At 69.2% G+C, this 17,645-nt stretch carries 15 protein-coding genes; 1 reads left to right on the forward strand and 14 read right to left on the reverse strand.

What is annotated here, in order from left to right:
• Positions 1-16: 16 nt before the first annotated feature.
• Genes VFV19_11370 through VFV19_11385 form a run of 4 tightly spaced genes read right to left on the reverse strand, consistent with a single transcriptional unit; the run spans position 17 to position 5,612 of the window.
• Positions 17-1,918, reverse strand: coding sequence for a pilus assembly PilX N-terminal domain-containing protein (locus VFV19_11370; protein HEX4824898.1), 1,902 nt, complete (start codon positions 1,916-1,918; stop codon positions 17-19).
• Positions 1,918-4,563 carry a fibronectin type III domain-containing protein gene (locus tag VFV19_11375; protein ID HEX4824899.1) on the reverse strand — a complete coding sequence of 882 codons (2,646 nt, stop codon included), beginning with the start codon at positions 4,561-4,563 and terminating at the stop codon, positions 1,918-1,920. Before VFV19_11375 ends, VFV19_11370 begins: the two co-directional genes overlap by 1 nt.
• Before the next feature lie 52 nt (positions 4,564-4,615).
• The gene (locus VFV19_11380) at positions 4,616-5,104 is read right to left on the reverse strand and encodes a prepilin-type N-terminal cleavage/methylation domain-containing protein (protein ID HEX4824900.1); all 489 of its coding nucleotides are present in this window, start codon (positions 5,102-5,104) and stop codon (positions 4,616-4,618) included.
• A gap of 13 nt (positions 5,105-5,117) precedes the next feature.
• Positions 5,118-5,612 (reverse strand): GspH/FimT family protein, encoded by a 495-nt coding sequence (locus VFV19_11385; protein ID HEX4824901.1) that lies wholly within the window; start codon positions 5,610-5,612, stop codon positions 5,118-5,120.
• A gap of 211 nt (positions 5,613-5,823) precedes the next feature.
• Between VFV19_11385 and VFV19_11390 the strand changes: the two genes are divergently transcribed.
• Positions 5,824-6,693 carry a transglutaminase-like domain-containing protein gene (locus tag VFV19_11390; protein HEX4824902.1) on the forward strand — a complete coding sequence of 290 codons (870 nt, stop codon included), beginning with the start codon at positions 5,824-5,826 and terminating at the stop codon, positions 6,691-6,693.
• Here VFV19_11390 and VFV19_11395 read toward each other — a convergent pair.
• The 10 genes from VFV19_11395 to VFV19_11440 all read right to left on the reverse strand — a co-directional run.
• On the reverse strand, positions 6,654-8,513 hold the full coding sequence (locus tag VFV19_11395) for an ATP-binding protein (protein HEX4824903.1): 1,860 nt from the start codon (positions 8,511-8,513) through the stop codon (positions 6,654-6,656). The two genes, VFV19_11390 and VFV19_11395, sit on opposite strands and share 40 nt — an antisense overlap.
• Before the next feature lies 1 nt (position 8,514).
• Entirely contained in the window at positions 8,515-9,324 is an 810-nt protein-coding gene (locus VFV19_11400) for a prepilin peptidase (protein HEX4824904.1), read from the reverse strand.
• Complete coding sequence (locus tag VFV19_11405) at positions 9,321-10,163, reverse strand: hypothetical protein (GenBank protein ID HEX4824905.1); 843 nt, start codon at positions 10,161-10,163, stop codon at positions 9,321-9,323. Before VFV19_11405 ends, VFV19_11400 begins: the two co-directional genes overlap by 4 nt.
• On the reverse strand, positions 10,163-10,927 hold the full coding sequence (locus VFV19_11410) for an ABC transporter permease (GenBank protein ID HEX4824906.1): 765 nt from the start codon (positions 10,925-10,927) through the stop codon (positions 10,163-10,165). The genes VFV19_11405 and VFV19_11410 overlap by 1 nt, the downstream gene beginning before the upstream one ends.
• Positions 10,924-11,856, reverse strand: a complete 933-nt coding sequence (locus tag VFV19_11415) for an ABC transporter ATP-binding protein (GenBank protein HEX4824907.1) — start codon at positions 11,854-11,856, stop codon at positions 10,924-10,926. The genes VFV19_11410 and VFV19_11415 overlap by 4 nt, the downstream gene beginning before the upstream one ends.
• Before the next feature lie 12 nt (positions 11,857-11,868).
• Positions 11,869-13,065: a glycosyltransferase family 4 protein gene (locus VFV19_11420; GenBank protein HEX4824908.1), complete on the reverse strand. Its 1,197-nt coding sequence runs from the start codon at positions 13,063-13,065 to the stop codon at positions 11,869-11,871.
• On the reverse strand, positions 13,055-14,914 hold the full coding sequence (gene asnB, locus VFV19_11425) for an asparagine synthase (glutamine-hydrolyzing) (protein ID HEX4824909.1): 1,860 nt from the start codon (positions 14,912-14,914) through the stop codon (positions 13,055-13,057). The genes VFV19_11420 and asnB overlap by 11 nt, the downstream gene beginning before the upstream one ends.
• Before the next feature lie 7 nt (positions 14,915-14,921).
• A complete protein-coding gene (locus VFV19_11430; GenBank protein HEX4824910.1) occupies positions 14,922-16,214 on the reverse strand; it encodes an FAD-dependent oxidoreductase in 1,293 nt (430 codons plus the stop codon).
• Positions 16,214-17,218 (reverse strand): MraY family glycosyltransferase, encoded by a 1,005-nt coding sequence (locus VFV19_11435; protein HEX4824911.1) that lies wholly within the window; start codon positions 17,216-17,218, stop codon positions 16,214-16,216. Before VFV19_11435 ends, VFV19_11430 begins: the two co-directional genes overlap by 1 nt.
• A gap of 135 nt (positions 17,219-17,353) precedes the next feature.
• Positions 17,354-17,645: hypothetical protein (locus VFV19_11440; GenBank protein HEX4824912.1), on the reverse strand; the 292-nt coding region annotated here is incomplete at its 5' end.

The following is a 17,645-nucleotide window of genomic DNA, read 5'->3' on the forward strand; positions in this document are numbered from 1 at the left end:
GCGCGCAATGTCACGATCACAGGTCGGTCTGCCACCGCGTGATGATGACGCGGGGAAGATCCCATCCGGGCGGCGGCCAGCTGTCCCGGAGGTCGGTGTCCCAATAAATGTCCGGCGTTCCCGACATCAGTCCGTTCGTGCCGGCATAGGTGACGACGCTGCCGTAGATGAGCGGCGTGCCCTGCGAGTCGAAATCGCCGGCGGTATACAGAAGACCCCAGATCACCGCGTTGCGTTGGGTCGGGAGCACGGGGCCACGAGCGTTGTAAACCGGAGCGTTGGCCCCGCCGTTGGGGAGCGGCCACGCGTCGTTCAATGCGCCGGGGGCGTCGCCGGCGGTGACGCTCGGCTTGAACGCCGGGTCGTCGGCGAGAACCACAGCGTTGTAGTTGAGGTTCACCCAGTCCTCGCCGGGGTCGTACTGTCCGTTCGCGTTCGCATCGCGGTACGGCTCGTTCGGGAAGTGGATCGTCGCCGGCCGGCCCGCGTTGCCGGTTGCGGTGAAGAGCAAGGTGTTCGCGTAGAGGAACCCTTGCATGCCGTAGTTGGCGCTCACCTTCATCTCCGGCGTCAGGTTCGCCGCGAGATTCGTCGCGGGATCGATGTCGTGCGGCGCCGTGCCGTCGGTCGTGTCGAAGAAGAAGAGACCCTGCTTGGCGTCGGTGAGCACGCGCCAGTCGGTCGGGGCTCCGACGCCGTTCTCGCGATACTGGATCCCGTTGTCCCACGAGAAGTAGTGCGTGTCGCTGTTCCCCGCCTGCGCGATCGTCTTCCACGTCGCGTAGTCGAACGTGGGACAGCCGACACCGCCGTAGCTCTGGATCTTGTTCGACTTGTCCTGCGTGGCCGGGAGCGCGGCAGGCGGATAAGGCTGCTGGGAGGTCGTCGGGACCCACTGGGCGCACGTGCCGTCAATGATGAACCGGTACCACGGGTCATCGATTTGCTGGCCGATCATCGAGCCGCCGGTGTGGTACATCGCGTTCCACGTCGCCGTGTTGTCGTAGCCGTACAAAGTGTCGATCTTGGCGGCGGGCGGGATGACGCGCGGGAGGCTCAGCGGGATCTTGTTGTCGGCGCCGTTCCCGATGTTGAGGTCGGTCTGGGCCGTCGACGTTCCCCAGTGCGGGAAGAAGTTGCCGTTGAACGCCAGCTCGTTGCACGACTGGAGTGGGCCGAACGGACCGGGGAACGGCGTCTCGTTCAGGACCGCCTTCACGATGCGGGTCGAGATGATCTGGACGGAGGGCGCGGTCTTCACGATGTTCACCGTGACCTTGACCGTCGCCATCCCGTAGCGCGTCCACGTGCCCGCGATGCTGAGGTAGGGCGGCTCGTAGACTTTGATCTCTGCGATCTGGGCGAGCACACCGCCCGCGGCCGAAGGGAAGCTCGGCGCGATCTTGTCGCGGAGACCGTCGAGGAAGGTGGCGGTGGCGGTGTTCGCCGAACGCGCGATGAGGATGTCGGGGCCATCCTCGGTTCCGACCAGCATGTCGGCGAGGGCCGCCCGGTACGGCTTGTCGAAGATGTCGTCGTTGCCGTCGCCGTCGCGGTCGATCCCGACCTTGTAGTAGGGGTGGAGCGCGGTGCCGTCCGCCGCGGTCCCCGTGTCGGCCGTTCCAGCCCCGTCGAGGTCGATGATGCGGTGGGTCCTGTCCATGACCGCCGTCGTCGGCTGGACGAGGTTCTTGGCGCCGGAGGCGAGGTAAGGCGGGCGGTCGAACCACCGCTTCACCTCGCGGATCGTCCCCTCGCCGAAGTAGAGGGCTTGCGCCGAGAGCTTCTCGTTCTCGGCGATCTTGTTCTCCGTGTCGGCCATCAAGAGGTACGAGATGCCGAGGAGGCTCATGATCGCCATGACGAGCACGGCGATGACCATCGCCGAACCTTTTTCGCGGCCGTTCGTCTTGGACATCAGTTCACCGTGAGCGACGGCAGGTTGCACGTCGTCGTGATGCCGGAGGGGTTGCCGGCGGAGTCGAGCAGCGTGAAGACGAACTGATTCGTACCGAAGACGTCGACCTTTCGGTTCGAGCCGTTGCCGTTGTCGGTGAAGTTGTTGAAGACGTAAGTCACCTTGGTCGCGTTCGCCGCCGTCGTCGGCGTGGCATACGGAACCGATGCCGCGCCGGCGCCGAACGACTTGGTCGCGGTTCCTGTCGGGTTCGTCCCGCTCCCGTAGGCGGTCGTCCATGTCCCCGCGGCGGCGAGATTCGTCGCGTTGAACTGCGCGGTCTGCCATGCGGGCTTGGTGTTCGTGTAATCGACCCAGGCGATGGTCATCGTCGTGATCGACACCGAGGTCAGACAGCGATCGTCGCCGATGTAGTAAGAAACTTCCTTGCATTTCGTGCTGCCGCCCGCGCAGGTTGCCGTGCTCGTGGTCGTCGGGAAGACGCTCAGGCAGCAGCCGACGGCGCTTCCCGCGTTGACGCTGATCGTCGAGGTCGAGCTGCAACCGGACGAGTTCGTCACCGTCGCGGTGATCGTGTAGGCACCCGCCGGGTTCGCGAGCCACCCGGTATCGGTCCAGCAGGTCCCGCCCGAGGCGCAGACGCTGTCCGGGGTCACGGAGGTGAAGGATCTCGTCACTCCGTTCACCGAGTGGGTGTAGACGATCGAGACGCTGGCGTAGGTGTCGGTGCCGCCCGTGACCGTGACGGTCACCGGGACCACGCCCGCGATCGTCGCGCCGTTCGCGGGCGTCGTGAACGACACCGTGCCGGAGAACTGGCAGATCGCCTGCGCGAGAGACGACGCCGCCGAGTAGTTCACGCACTCGTCCTTGGCCTTGACCATGTAGTAGACCGTCTGGAGCGAGGTCATCGCCGGGGGCGCGTTGTCGTTGTAGACCGGCAGGACCGTCGAGGCCAGAGGCGTGGTCGGGAAGACGACCATGCTCACGGGATCGGTCTTGTTGACGACGTTCGATCGGTAGACGTCGTAGCCCGCGACGGTGACCGGGTTGCTGCTCACGTCGGTCGTCACCGGAGTCCAGGTGACGGCGATGAGTGTCGTCGACATGCGGAACGCCTGGACGTTCGTCGGGGCGGAGGGCGCGATGCTCGTGGTGGCGTGCCCGCTGACCGCCGAGCTCGCCGTGCTCTCGAGGCCGCACGTGTCGACCGCGGTGATCTTGTAATAGTAGGTGTGGCAATTCACCGTCGTGTTGTCGATGTGGGGCGGTTCGAGAGGCGACTTCACGACGGTCTCGTCCGCGATGCGGTTTGCCGCGGCCGGCGTGAAGCCGGAGACGTCGCCGCGGTAGATGCGATATCCGGCGAGGTCGCGGATCCCCGGCGCGATCGGATCGCCGGCGGGCACGTTCGCCGTGTTCGTCGTCACGGCCGTCCAGTTCACCTGGACGTTGTTGACGAGGCTCGACGTCGCAGTCGGCCCGGTCGGCGCGCTCGGCGTGTTCGTGTTCGCGACGGCCGCGCTGACCTCGTTGCTCTTGACGCTGACGTTCCCGGCGCCGTTCTGCGCTTGGACGGTGATGTAGTAAGTCGTCCCCGTGGTCAATCCCGCGAGAAAGAACGGCGACCCGGAGACGTTCTTCGTCCCCAGGATCGCCCCCGGCGCCGTTCCGTAGTTCACGCGATACTGAGTGACCTGATCGGCGGTCGGGTTCGCGGCCCACGTGACGAGGAGGCCGCCGCAGTGGCCGGCGAGGACCGTCGGGGTCGCGGGCTTCGAAGGGGTCGCCGTCGACGCGTTGATGTCCTGGATCCCCTTCATGCGCATGTTCCGAGGCACGACGTCGCCCCTGAGCTCGAACTTCCGATACTGGGCGGACGCGGGGTCGCTGGTGTCGTTGTAGTTGATGTCCTTGTCCTTGGTCATGCCGATGAGCGACACGTTGAACTTCAAGATGCCGTTCCGGAGCGTCTTCGCCGCCGCGGTCTCGGTCGAGCCCGGCGCCGCGATCGGCGCCGTCGAGGTGGCGTCGTAGTACTGGAAGGTCAGGTTGCGGACGTTCTCGGCGACCGGCGTCCGTACGATGAAGTCGCCGCTACAACAGATCCCCACGTTGTTGCTCAGCGAGATCTTGTAGAGCGTGTACGGCGGGCTGGTCGGGTTCAGGACGACGTTGTTGACGGTCACGGTCGCGACGTTGCCGTCGCGCGGCTGGTCGTCGACATCGGCCTGGAACGTAATCGTGTCGGGACCGGTGCCGTCCGGCTTCTCGAGGACGTAGCCGACGACCTCGTCGTTTCCCGTCGAGACCACGTTGAACGCGCCGCCTGCGAACGCGGACTCGACGTCGTTGTTCTTCGTCGGGTCGTCGGCGTCGAAGTCGCCGCGGAAGATGATGGCGTGGTCGAGCGCGACCTCGAGCTGCTCGTCGGGCCGGGTCGGGCTGCCGTCGGGGTTCGTGTTGTACCCCAGCATGCGGAGATCGGCGGTCAGCCGGTCGTAGGCGATGCGGACCGCTTCCTGCTGCTCGGTCGCGTTCTCGCCCTTCTTGAACGACTGGCGCGCCTTGTCGTAGATGGTGAGGGCGACGATGACCGCGAGCGCCAGGACGGCGGTCGCGACCAGCACCTCGATCAGGGACATGCCGAGCTCTCTTGTCCGCGTGCGCATGGTCATCCCTTTCACCCGACTCTCGTCAGTTCCTGTTCGTCACGATCGAGACCTGCCGGCTGCGCCCCGTGACCTGCGTCCAGAGGACGTTCACGGTCACGCGGACGTTCTTCGCGGTGACGGCACCGCCGGTCACGAAGTTCGGCACCGCGGACGCCCCCTGGGCCACGGAATCGAGCTTGATCGTCGCGTGAGCGGAGCTACCGAGCTTGCTCGCGAGCGTGTTCTGCCACGAGGTGCAATCGGCCGTGACGCACGTCGCGGTGTCGACCGTGTAGGTCGTCGCTGCTCCGTCGAGTCCGAAGTTGCCCCAGAGCTGGGAGTAACCCCAGCCATCCATCGCTTCCATGATCTGCTTCCCCGTCGCGAGCGCTTCCGACGACGTCCGGCCGCTCTTCACGCTCTTGCCGCCGAGGATGAACAGGCCGGCGATCGCGATCAGCACGCCGGCGAGGAGAGCGAGAGCGATGATGACCTCGATGAGACTGAACCCTTCCTGCTTCCGTCGTCGCATCGTCGATCCCCCTCTAGGTCCGCGTGTGGGCGACGGTGACGAGGCCCAGCGTGTTGACGGTCAGCGTCCACGTCTCGGTGCTCGCCGAAACGAGCGACTGGATGGTGATCGTGCCTGTGGCAGACGCCGAGCCGTCGCTCTTGAACGTGATCGTGGTCGCCGAGCCGGAGACGATCTTCGCCGTCCCCGGCATCTTGATCGAACGCAGCTGAGCCGAAGGGCAGACGTTTCCGGTCAGCGCGGGATCGGCGGCGCAATAAGAGTAGGTGTTCGTCGGGTCGACGCTGATGTTGAAGTCCAAGCCGGGTACGCGGTGCTGCGTTACGGCCATCATCCTTGCCGCGCGCATGTGGACCGCCATCTGGTCGGCGGCGCTGCGGATGTCGGCGATGCGGACCTGCTCGTTGACGATCGGGATCCCGATCGCGAGGACGATGCCCGCGAGCGCCAGGACGGCGAGCAACTCCACCAAGCTGAATCCGGCCTGCCTTCGCGATTGAGCGTGCACAGAGCCTCCTCGTCGCGGCAGGTAAGGAGCATCCGGCGTGCCACGGCGCGATCGCCCGGCAACGGCGCAACCCGTTCGATTCGTGATGCTTACGTTTTGGTCGTCAGTGGCGGGAGCGCCGGGGACTCTGGCCTGCCGGACAACGTGTCACAATTCGTAACATGCGGCCGCTGGCGTAGAATCCCAGCGCCGTGACGGACGCCGCGCGACGATGACCGGAATTTCGAACCGCACGGCGGCGACGGTCGTGGCCGTCGCCGTCGTCATCGCTGCCGGCATCGGCGTTTGGCGCTTTCAGTCCATGCGCGCCGAGCGCTCACGCGTCGAACCGGCGGCGACGCCGCCGATCCGCGTGCCCTTGTTCGTGCCGGCCGACGCGGTTCGACATCACGGCCGGTTCGCGTTCTTGTGGGACGGCCCGGCGCCGTTGGCATCCTTTCGACAGGCCGAGAAGCTGGACGCCGTCGTCGCCGGCGCCGGCTCGGACGAGGAGGCCGCGAGGAAGCTGATGCATTGGACGCGGGCGCAGTTCGAGCCGGGCACCCCCAGCCCCTATCCGCCGCCCGATGCGACGACGACGCTGAACGAGATTCGCAGCGGGCGAACCGGCGGGTTCTGCGCGCAGTACTCGTTCGTGCTGGTGCAAGCGCTGCAATCGGAAGGCCGGCCGGCGCGCATGGTGACGATCGACGGGCACGAGGTCGTCGAGACCTGGCTCCGCGATCAGTCGCGGTGGACGATGCTCGATCCGATGTTCGACCTCCAGGTCGTCGACCGTTCAGGCCGCAGCCTGTCGGCCTACGAAATTCGCGCGGCCGGAGCCGCCGGCGCCGGCCTCGCCCTCACCCCGGGACACCGGCTCACGGAGGCGCCATCGGTCTACTTCGCGAGGTACGGGACGATCGCAATCTGGCTCCGGAACGCGTTCACCGGAGCGCCGGTGAACTTCGCGGACTTCGATCGCTATCGCCTGTGGCTCGTCGCCGCGGGTGAGCCGAGCCCGAAGCCCGAATCGCCGTCAACGAGCTTCCCCGACGAGGTCTACGGTCCGCCACACGGGTTTCCTGTCGCGGGCTCATAGCGAACCCGATGAACAGCCGGCTCCGCGGGGAATCTCAGCCGGAACATCGCGCCGCCGCGTGGACCCTCGGCCGCCTCGACCGTGCCCCCGTGATCGACGACCGTCCGCTGGACGAGCGCCAGTCCGAGCCCCGTCCCCCGCTCTCGCGTCGTGAAGAACGGGACGAAAATCTGGCCGCGCTTGTCCGGCGGGATGCCCGGACCGTCGTCGTCGATCTCGATCTGGACCGCGGCCGGGGTCTTCCGGCCGGCGATCCTCACGAGCAATCGGCGGCCGGCGTCCTCGCCGATGTCGGCCGCATTCTGGAGAAGGTTGCCGAAGACGCGCCTCAAGAGCGCCTCGTCGCCGACGACCCGGCCGAACTCGCCTTGCAAGACGACGTCGATCCCCGCCGGGGGGTGCTCGACGCACGAGCGGAGGAGAGCCTCGAGATCGACGCTCGCCCGCTGCGGCTCCGGCGGACGGGCGTAGAGGAGGAACTCGTCGATCTGCGCGCGGACGGCGTCGACCTCCTTGAGGATTTCCTTCGCCGGTCCGTGGACGCGCGGATCGTCCCGCTTCTCGAGCATCCGGGCCCAGCCGAGGATCGTCCCCAGCGCGTTCCTGAACTCGTGCGCGATCCCCGCGGACAAACGCCCGACGGCGGCCAGGTGCTCGCGCAGGCTCACCTGCTCCTCGACCTCCCGGATCTCGGTGAGGTCGGTCATGAGAACGAGCGCGCCGTGGACGTCGCCCTTGAGACCCGCCACGGGGGAGATCGTCACGCCCAGATGGGTCGCCCGCCCTCCCTCCGGGCGCAGCTCGAGCACCTCGCGCGAGACGCTGCGTCCTTCCGCCATGCAGCGCTCGACCATCTCGGAGAGCCGCTTCATGCCGCGCGGCACACCCGAGAGATCGCGCCCGCGCGCCGACCCCTCGGGCAGGCCGAGGAGCGCGGTCGCCGCCGGGTTCGCCGCCGCGAGCCGGCCGTCACGTCCGAGGACCGCGACGCCCGTGCTCATCCCCGCGGCACTGTTCGCGACGAATCGGACGAGGTCGCCGAGCCCGCCCCCGCCGCGCGCCATCGCCTCGAGCGCGCCGTCCTGCTCGCGCAGCTTGTCCGCGACCGCCCGGAAGGCCGCCGCAAGATCGCCGGGCTCGGCGACGGGCGCGACGCTCCGCGCCGCGAGCCCTGCCTCCCCTGCGGCCGCGGCGAGATCCTTGTAGGGACGGCTGACCCAACGGCCGAAGAGGAGCGCAAGCACGGCGATGAGCACGACGGCGGCCGCTTGCACGGCGATCAGGACGCGGAAGCTCCCCTGGAGCGCGCCCAGCTCCGGGACCGCCTGCTCGACATCGACGACCGCCGCCAGCCGACCGGACGCGTCGAGCACCGGGACGTACGCGTCGATCGCCGCGGCCTCGCCTCCCGAGCGCGGCGTCATGTCGGACGCCACGGCCCGGCCCGCGCGGAGCGCCGCGACCTCGTCGGCGTCGAGCGTCCCGAACGGAACGTTGCGGAAGGCGCCGTCGCGGCTGGCCGCGGTCTCGCGGCCGCTCGCGTCCCAGAGCGCGATCCGCGCGAGGTCGAAGTCCCGTGCGGTCCGCGCGAGCGTGCCGCGGCTTCCTTCGCCCTTGACGAGCGCCTCGGGGCCGAGGACGCGCACGACCTCGCGCCCGCGCGCCTTCGCCCGCTCGCGCTCGGCGCGCTCGGCGTCGTCCCGCGTCCGCGTCAGCAGGAGCACGTTCGAGAGGTCGAGGACCGCGAGGAAGACGACGGTCAGGACGAGGACCAGCCGGAGCTGCGTCTCGAACCGGCCGGCGCGCGACGGTCCCGTCACGTCAGGGCCCGAGGCGGAGGTAGCCGAGGTACGCGGCCAATGCCGGCCGGCCCCAGAGCAGCGCCGCGCAGGCGGCGGGCGCCAGGAAGCAGCCGAACGGCAGCGCGTGGCGCAGGGTCCGGTTCTTGAGCGGGATGAGCGCGAGACCGACGACGGCACCGACGACCGACGCGGCGAAGAGCGTGAACGCGACACCGGCCGGTCCGACGAACGCGCCGACGAGCGCCATCATCTTGACGTCGCCGAAGCCCATGCCCTCGACGCCGCGCAGGCGCGTGTAGAGCGCGCCGATGCCCCAGAGGATCCCCGAGCCCAGCGCGGCACCCGCGGCGGAAGCGACGATCCGCGGCCAACCGGGCTCTCCGAGGAACGGGTTCCACCACGCGACCGCGATCCCGAGCGCGAATCCGGGGAGCGTCACCGCGTCCGGAAGGAGCTGCTCGTCGTAGTCGGTGAAGAAGAGCACGATCATCATCCACGCGAACCCCGTCGCGATGCCGAACGCCGCGCTCGGCCCGAACGCGCGCCACAGCGCGAGGACGGCCGCTCCCGAGAGCGCTTCGATCGCCGGATAGCGCCAGGAGATCGGCGCGTGGCACGACGCGCATCGTGCGCGCAGGATCAGCCACGAGACGACCGGCACGTTCTGCCACGGCCGGACGGGAGCTCCGCAGCTCGGGCACCTGGAGGCCGGCGTCACGACGCTCCGACCGGCGGGGAGCCGGTAGATGCACACGTTCAGGAAGCTTCCCACGATGAGGCCGATCGCGACCGCGAAGATCGACCCGAGCGGCTCGACCATCGCGGTCATGACGGGAGGAGCCGCCCCGCCGCGCTCGTGACCTTTCCAGTCGACGGGTCGTAGACGTAGGGCTCCCCGTTCGGGTCGAGCGGGATCGAGGTCATGAACCCCGCCTGTACCAGCTCGGACAGGCGCTTCGGCGGCGCGCCGCTGCGCGCCCGGTAGGATGCGATCGCCGCGTCGAGGTCCTCGATGTCGGCGCGCACCGTGAGCGTGCGGATCTGGCGCGTCGCGATCGCGCGCGCGCCTTCGTCGTTCCGCGGGTCGTCGAGAACCGAGCGCCATTGCGCGAGCGCGTCCCGGAGCTTGCCGCCGCGCGCGGTCATTCCCGCCTCGAGCCGGAACAGCTCGCGCGGCGCACCGGGCGCGTGAGCCGCGCGGTCGAAGTAGCGCGCCGCGCGATCGTACTGTCCGACGCGGTCGCACTCCCATCCCGCGAGGAACGGCAGGATCCACGCCGACGGGTCCTTGGCGAACCCCGTGTCGAGGAGCGCCAGGCCGCCCTCCAGGTCGCCCGCCTCGGTCGTCAGGATGAGGGCACCGAGCCAGTAGGGATCGGTGTACGCCGGGTCGAGCTCGCCGATGACCTCGCCGAAGACCTGCTTGACGTAGCGGTAACGATCGGCGCGGTCGTAGTCCGAGTAGTACTGGATGGCCCACAGGTAGACGAAGTCGGCGACCGTCGAGGCGTGCCCCAGGCTGACGGCGCGCAGGTACTTGCCGTTCGGCAGGTAGAGGAGCTCCTCGCTGCCGCGCCCGCGATCCTCGAGCGCGACGAGCCGGCCGCGGGCGGTGGCGGCGAGGATGGCCGACGCCGCGAAGAGCGCCGCGAGAACGGACCGCGTCATCAGAGAAACTCGCGGCGCTCGAAGACCAGGCAGGCCAGGACCAGGACGGCGAGCGCGTAGAACACGCCGTAAGCGATCCCCGCTCCGATGTACCCGGGGGCGATGGGAGCGCCGTGGACGGCGGCGGCCTTCACGTCGAGGCGGTCGAAGTTCGGAAGCACCGCGTGGAGAACGTCGCACAGGGTGCGCGAAGGTCCGTCGACCATGCGCTTCTTGAGCAGGTCGAAGCTCCACGACAGGTGCCCGGCGACGTAGGTGGCGACGGTCCCGACCGACGCGAGGATCGGATTCGTGAAGCTCGAGAAGAGCACCGCGAACGCCGCGAGGACCGCCAGCTCGACGTAGATGAGGACGATCGCCGGGAGAAGCGTGACCGGAGACTCACCTTTCAAGGCGACGGCCGCGAGGACCGCCGCACCGGTGAGGACGACGCTTGCGGCCAGGACGAGGAGGAGGCCCGCGTACTTGCCCACGATGAACTGCCACCGCCGGACCGGCTGAGCGAGGAGCGTCAGGACCGTGCGCCGCTCGATCTCCTTGAAGACGAGCGAGACTCCCACGAAGACCGCCGTGAGTACGCCGAAGAGGAGAACCGACGAGAGGCCGAGGTCCTTGACGATCTTCGTCTCGCTTCCCACCGTGAGGAGCGAGACGAAGCGCGACAGTGCGACGATCGCGAGCGCGAATCCGAGGATGAGATAGAGGATCCGGTCGCGGATCGCTTCGCGAAACGTGTTCAGAGCGATGGCGACGAGCGCGGTCATCGCGCCCTCTCTTCCGCCTGGGCGCGCCCGATCTCTCGCAGGAACAGATCTTCGAGCGATTCGCGCCGTGGCCAGACCGAGACCACCTCGCCCCCGGCGCCTTCGACCGCATGAAGGAGCCGCGTGAGCGCTTTCGGATCGGGCACCTTGAACAGCGTCGTTCCGTCGGGTGCGTCGGTCCGCTCGCCCGCGACGGGCGAAGGCGCGGGTCCCCGGACGGAGACCTCGATCCACTTGGCGTCGCGCGAGACGAGATCGTCCAGGCGTCCGACCGAGCGGAGCTTCCCTCGGAAGACGATCGCCACGCGGTCGCAGAGCATCTCGGCGTCCTGGAGGATGTGGCTCGAGAAGAAGACGGTCTTGCCCGCGGCGCGCAGGCCGAGGATGAGGTCCCGCACTTCCCGTCGCCCGATCGGGTCGAGCCCCGACATCGGCTCGTCGAGGATGACGAGGTCGGGATCGTGCTGGATCGCCTGCGCGAGCCCGAGTCGCTGGGTCATCCCCTTCGAGAGCTTCCTGAGCGCCGTCTTCTCGCGGCCCGCGAGACCGACGCGCGCGAGCGCCGCGCGGATCTTGGCCGCGCGGTCCGCTGCCGGAATCCCCTGAAGGCGTCCGTACAGATCGAGGAACTCGACCGGATTCAGGTAGTCGTAGAAATAAGGATTCTCGGGAAGGAAGCCGAGGAGCCTCCGCGCGGCGGGATCCTGCGGAGGCCGGCCGAACAACCGCACCGTGCCTCGGTCGGGTCGCAGGAGCCCCAGCATCATCTTGAGCGTGGTGGTCTTGCCGGCGCCGTTCGGACCCAGAAGCCCGAAGATCTCACCCGGCTCGACCGTGAGGCTGAGGCCTTCCACCGCGACGGTCCGTCCGATGCCGAGGTGGCCTCGGAAGGACTTCACGAGGTCTTTAATTTCGACGACGGGGGACATCGCGGATCGAATCTAGTGCCGCGTTCCGGTTAGGCCAAGATGCGACGCCGGCGTGGCGCCCCGTCGCTCCAGCAAGTCGTCGTAGAGCGCTTCCACCTCGAAAAGCATGCGCCGGATGTCGAATTCTTCGCCGAGCGCGGCCCGCCCCGCCCCACCCATCCTCTCGCGGAGACGCCTGTCGAGAACGAGGGGAACGACCGCCGACGACGCCGCTTTCGGCCGGCCGGCCGGAACGAGATGTCCGGTCTCCCCTTCCCGAATGACCTCCGCAGTGCCGCCGGTGTCGGTCGCGACGACCGGCAGGCCGGCCGCCATCGCTTGCAGGACGCCGCGCGGAAGACCTTCGAACAAGGACGTCAACAAGAAGATGTCGGCCGCCGCGAGAAGGGCGCGCACGTCGTCACGCCAGCCGAGGAGGCGGATGACGCCCTGCAGGCCGCCACGCTCGATCGCCGCCTCGACCTCGGAACGCAGCTCCCCGTCCCCCGCGATGAAGAACCTCGCGCGCGGGGCCGCGGCGTGGATGAGGCGAGCGGCCTCGACGAAATCGAGCGGCCCCTTTTGCGGTTTGAGGTTGCCGACGGAGCCCACGACCACGTCGTCGGCCGCGAAGCCGAGCGCCGCGCGGGAGCGCTCGCGCTCGCCGGGCCCGGCTTCGTAGGCGACGGGATCGATCCCGCTCCGGATCAGGTGGTACTGGGACGGCTCGCCGATGCCGAGCGCGAGCCCCTTCGCACGATCGGAGGCCGAGACGCACACGAGGGCGCCGGTCATGCGCGCCGCGGCGCGCTCGAGCTCGACGAACCCGCGCCTCGTCGCCGGCGTCTGCGTGTCGTTGAAGCTCCATCCGTGCACCGTGTGAACGACGGCGCGGACTCCCGCGGCGCGTGCGGCGAGGCGGCCGAGGATCCCCGCCTTCGAGGAGTGCGTGTGGACGAGGTCGACGTCCGCCATCATCGCGGCGAGGCGGGCGATCGCGTAGGCGTCGTGGACCGGGTCGATCGGGTGCCGGAGCCACGGAAGGAAGCGCACGTCCGCGTCGCCGATCGCGCGTGTCTCGTCGTCGAGCCGGCCGCCCTCGCCGGCCCACAGCGCGACCCGGAACCGGCGGCGATCGTGGTGCCGGACGCAGTAGACGGTGTTCTGCTGCGCTCCGCCCAGCTCCAGGCGCGTCACCAGATGGACGATCGTGGGACGGTCAGCCGCCATGGCGCTCGAGGAAGAGGCCGATCGAGACGAGGTTGAAGAGCGGAAGACCGAGACTCTGCGAGCCCGCGCGGTGCTTGGCGAGGAGGCGCCGCGCCGCCTTTCGGTCGAGGCCGGGCCAGCGCCGGAGATGCGCGTCATCCAGGCCCGCGTCGGTGAGACCGGCGAGCGGACCGCGGATCCACGCGTCGAGCGGGAGATCGAATCCCTTCTTCCGGCGCATCACGATCTCCTTCGGAACGAGCCCGGCGAGCGCGCGGCGGAGAAGTCGCTTCGTCACGCGTCCGCGGATCTTGAGCTCGTCCGGAAGCGCCGAGGCGAAGCGCACGACGTCGTTCGCGAGGTAGGGAACGCGCGCCTCGAGCGAGAACGCCATCGACGCGCGATCGACCTTCGCGAGGAGGTCGTGAGGGAGCCACTCGCCGAGGTCGGCGGCGAGACGGGCGTTCAGGGTGCCGCCGCGCCCGGCGAAGTACGGCGCGAACGTCTCCTGGGCCTCGGCCTCGAAGCGGCTCACCGCTCCATCGTCGAAGAGCTCGCGAAGGACCGCGCCGGAGACCGTCTGCGACCACTGAATGTGGTTCTGCGCCGGATCGGCGAGCGCCACCGCCTCGAGCGCCTGGCCCACGCGGTGCGGCAGCACCCCGAGGGCGCTCCCGGCGCGGGCCGCGGGCCCGAGGCCCGGGACGGCGCGCATCCAGCCGAGGCGCTCCTGGTAGAGATGCCTGCGGTATCCGCCGAACAGCTCGTCGGCCCCCTCTCCCGAGAGCGCGACCGTCACGCGCTCCCGCGCGAACCGCGCGAGCAGCCACGTCGGGAGGATGGCCGGGTCGAGGACGGGCTCGTCGAGGTGGTCGATCACCGACGGAAGCAGACCGGCGAGGTCGTCGGCCGAGACGGTGAGCTCGTGGTGATCGGTGCCGAGAGCTCGGCTCGCGAGCGCGGCGAACGTGCGGTCGGTCTCGCCCTCCTCACCGTCGAAGCCGACGGAGAACGACGCCACCCGCCCGGGCGTCGCGCGTGCGAGCAGCGCCGCGATGCCGGTCGAGTCGAGACCTCCCGAGAGAAAGACACCGACCGGCACGTCGGCGACCGCCTGCGCGGCGACCGCCTCCTCGAGGAGCGTCCGCAACCTCTCGGCGGCCTCGGCTTCATTCGGGGTACCGGCTGCGGGCGCGACGGGCGCCGTGCTCGCCCAGCACTGCTCCGTGATCCTGCCGTCGCGGAGATGGAGCGCGTGGCCCGGGAGGAGCTTACGGATCTCCTGGAACACGGTGCGCTCGCCCGGGACGTACTGGAGCGCGAAGAGATCGATGAGACGGGCCGGATCGACCGCGGGACGCGGCGCCGGGTAGCGGAGGAGCGACGCGACCTCCGAAGAGAAGACGAGGCGCGAGCCGATCGTGCGCACGAACAGCGGCTTGATGCCGAGCGCATCGCGGGCGACGAAGACTTCGCGGCGCCGCCGGTCGACGAGGCAGAAGGCGAACATCCCGTCGAGTGCGTGGACGAGATCCGGGCCTTCGTCTTCCCAGAGGTGGACGAGGACCTCGGTGTCCGCGCGGCAGGAAAAGCGGTGTCCGCGTGCGCGCAGGCGCTCGCGGAGGGCGGCGTGGTTGTAGATCTCGCCGTTGAAGACGACCGCGATCGTCCCATCCTCGTTGGCGATCGGTTGATCGCCGCCCTCGGGGTCGATGACGCGCAGGCGCCTGATCCCCGCGGCCACCCCGGGCGCATCGATCCGTCCGGATGCGTCGGGTCCACGGTGAACGAGTGCCGTCATCATGGCGGCGAGATCGCGCGGGTCGAGCGGCGCTCCGCTCGGATCGAGGACGCCGCAGATGCCGCACATCGCCGGGTCAGGCCGATGCCGCGAGCCGCTCGGCGGTCTCGAGGCCGTCCAGGATAGCTCGCTCCATGTAGGAGTACGTCCAGCCCCCGTAACGGCCGATCGTGTGAACGCCGAGGGCGCGGAGGCGCGGCACGACGCGGGCCATGACCTCCTGCCGCGCGCGGTCGAAGATCACGTAGCCGGGGTCGATCCGGAGAAAGTCGCGCACGACGATCCGGTCTCCCGGGAGCAGGATCCGCTCGCGTTGGAGCGCTTCGAGCGCCGCCCGCTCGAGCGCCGCGGGATCGACGCGCTCGTCGCGCTTCAGGCCGAACTCGACGTAGAGCGACGAGGTGCCGGGCGGGGCGACACCCGCGCTCATCGCGTGCGGGAAGCCGGCGCGGTAGAACGGCACGTCGGGATCGGGGAAATAGAGCCAGTGCGCGCCGTCGCCCACCCCCGCGCGGTCCACACCGAGGTTGAGACAGCCCACGACCGACCAGTCGAGCCGCGCGGCCTCCGCCGCGCCGTCGATCCCTTCTCCTACGGCCAGCGTCAGCAACTTCGGGAGGGGGATCGTCGACACGAGGGCATCGTAAGTGACGGTCTCGCCCGACGCGAGCGTGACGATCCGGCGCGCCAAGTCGATGCGCACGGCCGTAGCACCGGTCCTCACCGTGGCAAGGCGCCGCGCGAACGCTTCGGGCACGACTTCGATCCCGCCCTTCTTGGGATAACGGAAGGTCGCGTTGTAGCCCATCCCCCGGTTGGCGATGCCGAGAGCGCCGCGCACGACCTCGGCGAGGGTCGGGCGCGGAATCGCCCACGAGACCCAGTCGGCGGTCATCTCCGCCGGGTCGCGCCGGAAGAGCTTGCCGTTGTACGGGAACATGAACGCCTCGCTGATCCCGCGGCCGAGGACGGCGAGGGACCAGTCGCGGAACGACGTCCTGGGATCGGTCGGGATCAGTGATCCCGCGGCCTCGGCGGCGCCGAGGATGCAGTCGGCGACGACCTCGGACGGGAGTCCGTGCAGGTTCGCCTGGAACGGGAACGGCAGAGTGACCCCGCGCGTGCGGATCGCGGCCTTGCGCTCGACGACGTCGAAGACTCCGGGCCACAGCTCGTCGAGCAACGCCATCGCGCGCGGGTCGCGCACGTGGAGGAGATGCCCCGTGTAGTCGAACGTGAAGCCGCCGATCGTGCGCGAGCGGCAGAGGCCGCCGGCCGTCTCCTCCGCCTCGAGGACGACGTGGGGCCGCCCGCGGAGGAAATACGCGGTCGCGAGGCCCGCGAGCCCACCGCCGAGGATGACGATCATCAGAGCGACATGTCGATCGTCTTGAGCCACGCGGCGACGGCGAGCGCGGCAAGGGCGACTCCGCCCAAGATCCACGCGGCTCCCGCCGGGGTGGCGGCACTCATGCCGAGCGCCGCCGCGCCGAGGACGCCCGTCGCGACGTAGGAGACGCCGACCGTTTTGCGTGTCGACAGGCGCCACTTGCGCAGGCGCAGGGCGACGTGGTCCGGGCTCCCGAGCATGACGGGGAGGCCGCGGCGGTGGCGGACGTACATGACGAAGAGCATGTCGAACAGCGGCACGCCGAGGATGAGCGCCGGTGCGACGGCGGCCAGGCGGTTCGTCTGGGTATACGCGTTGTTCATCGCGGTCGCGCCGAGGGTCAGGCCGAGCAAGAGGCTGCCGCAATCACCCATGTAGATGCTCGCGGGCTGGAAATTGTAACGGAGGAATCCGAGACACGAGCCGGCCAGGGCGGCGAGGACGAGCGCCGATCCTTCCCGGCCGTTCCACGTCGCGATGGCGATGAGCGCGACCGACGCGACGATCGCCGTGCCGGCCGAGAGGCCGTCCATGATGTCGATGAGATTGAACGCGTTCGTGCACGCGAGAAGCCACACGATCGACAGCCCGATCGCGACCGGCTCGGGGAGGAAGGTCAGCTTGATGAAGATCCCCGCCTTGACGAGGACGATGACGGCGACCGCCTGACCGGCGAGCTTCGTCCACGGCCGGAGGCCCCCCAGGTCGTCGACGAGGCCGATGAGGACGACGATCGAGCCCGCGAGCAGGATCCCGAGCGTCTCCTGCGAGAAAGGGACGGTGAGCGCCAAGGCCAGGAGGAATGCGAGGTAGATCGCCAGGCCGCCGAGGTACGCCACCGGCGTCTTCTGCGTCTTGAGCTGGCCGTCCGGACGGTCGACGATCCCGAAGCGGATCGCGGCCTCGCGGACGCGCGGGGTCAGCCAGAGCGCGACCGCGCACGCGACGACGAACGTCAACAGCTCGAGAAGGGCTCGTTTCACCGGCGGGCCAACGTCGTCCCCGGGAGCCGCTTTGTCCACCTCGGAGGCACGGGCCGCATGGTAACCCGGCCCGAAAACAAAACGGCGAGGGCCGTTTGGCCCTCGCCGTCGGGGCGTGACGAACTGGGAGGTTGTTTACTGCTGCATGCCCATCGGGTAACGCACGAACTGGCCGCCGGTGAAGCAGATGTCGTCGGCGAAGGTCGTCGTCTGGCCGGCAGCGCAGCTGCTCGCCGTGCCGTCCTTGCCGTTCGAGGAGACGGTGTACGCGGTCCGGGTCGAGGCGACGACGAAGGCGAAGTTCCAGCCGTCGTTCTGCGGCATCGACTTGATGTAGACCGGCTGCACGAGGGTCGCGAGCGTCGCGGACGAGGCCGCCACCGGGTAGACGTTCTGGTCGACGGCGTACGACTCGACCGCGGTGCCG

The organism is Candidatus Polarisedimenticolaceae bacterium (assembly GCA_036275915.1).
GTDB lineage: Bacteria > Acidobacteriota > Polarisedimenticolia > Polarisedimenticolales > DASRJG01 > DASRJG01.

Bases quoted from the DNA above. Each gene is read 5' to 3' on its own strand.
- VFV19_11370 (HEX4824898.1), bottom strand. From the start codon at position 1,918: ATGTCCAAGACGAACGGCCGCGAAAAAGGTTCGGCGATGGTCATCGCC.
- VFV19_11375 (HEX4824899.1), bottom strand. From the start codon at position 4,563: ATGTCCCTGATCGAGGTGCTGGTCGCGACCGCCGTCCTGGCGCTCGCG.
- VFV19_11380 (HEX4824900.1), bottom strand. From the start codon at position 5,104: ATGCGACGACGGAAGCAGGAAGGGTTCAGTCTCATCGAGGTCATCATC.
- VFV19_11390 (HEX4824902.1), top strand. From the start codon at position 5,824: ATGACCGGAATTTCGAACCGCACGGCGGCGACGGTCGTGGCCGTCGCC.
- VFV19_11400 (HEX4824904.1), bottom strand. From the start codon at position 9,324: ATGACCGCGATGGTCGAGCCGCTCGGGTCGATCTTCGCGGTCGCGATC.
- VFV19_11405 (HEX4824905.1), bottom strand. From the start codon at position 10,163: ATGACGCGGTCCGTTCTCGCGGCGCTCTTCGCGGCGTCGGCCATCCTC.
- VFV19_11410 (HEX4824906.1), bottom strand. From the start codon at position 10,927: ATGACCGCGCTCGTCGCCATCGCTCTGAACACGTTTCGCGAAGCGATC.
- VFV19_11415 (HEX4824907.1), bottom strand. From the start codon at position 11,856: ATGTCCCCCGTCGTCGAAATTAAAGACCTCGTGAAGTCCTTCCGAGGC.
- VFV19_11420 (HEX4824908.1), bottom strand. From the start codon at position 13,065: ATGGCGGCTGACCGTCCCACGATCGTCCATCTGGTGACGCGCCTGGAG.
- asnB (HEX4824909.1), bottom strand. From the start codon at position 14,914: ATGTGCGGCATCTGCGGCGTCCTCGATCCGAGCGGAGCGCCGCTCGAC.
- VFV19_11430 (HEX4824910.1), bottom strand. From the start codon at position 16,214: ATGATCGTCATCCTCGGCGGTGGGCTCGCGGGCCTCGCGACCGCGTAT.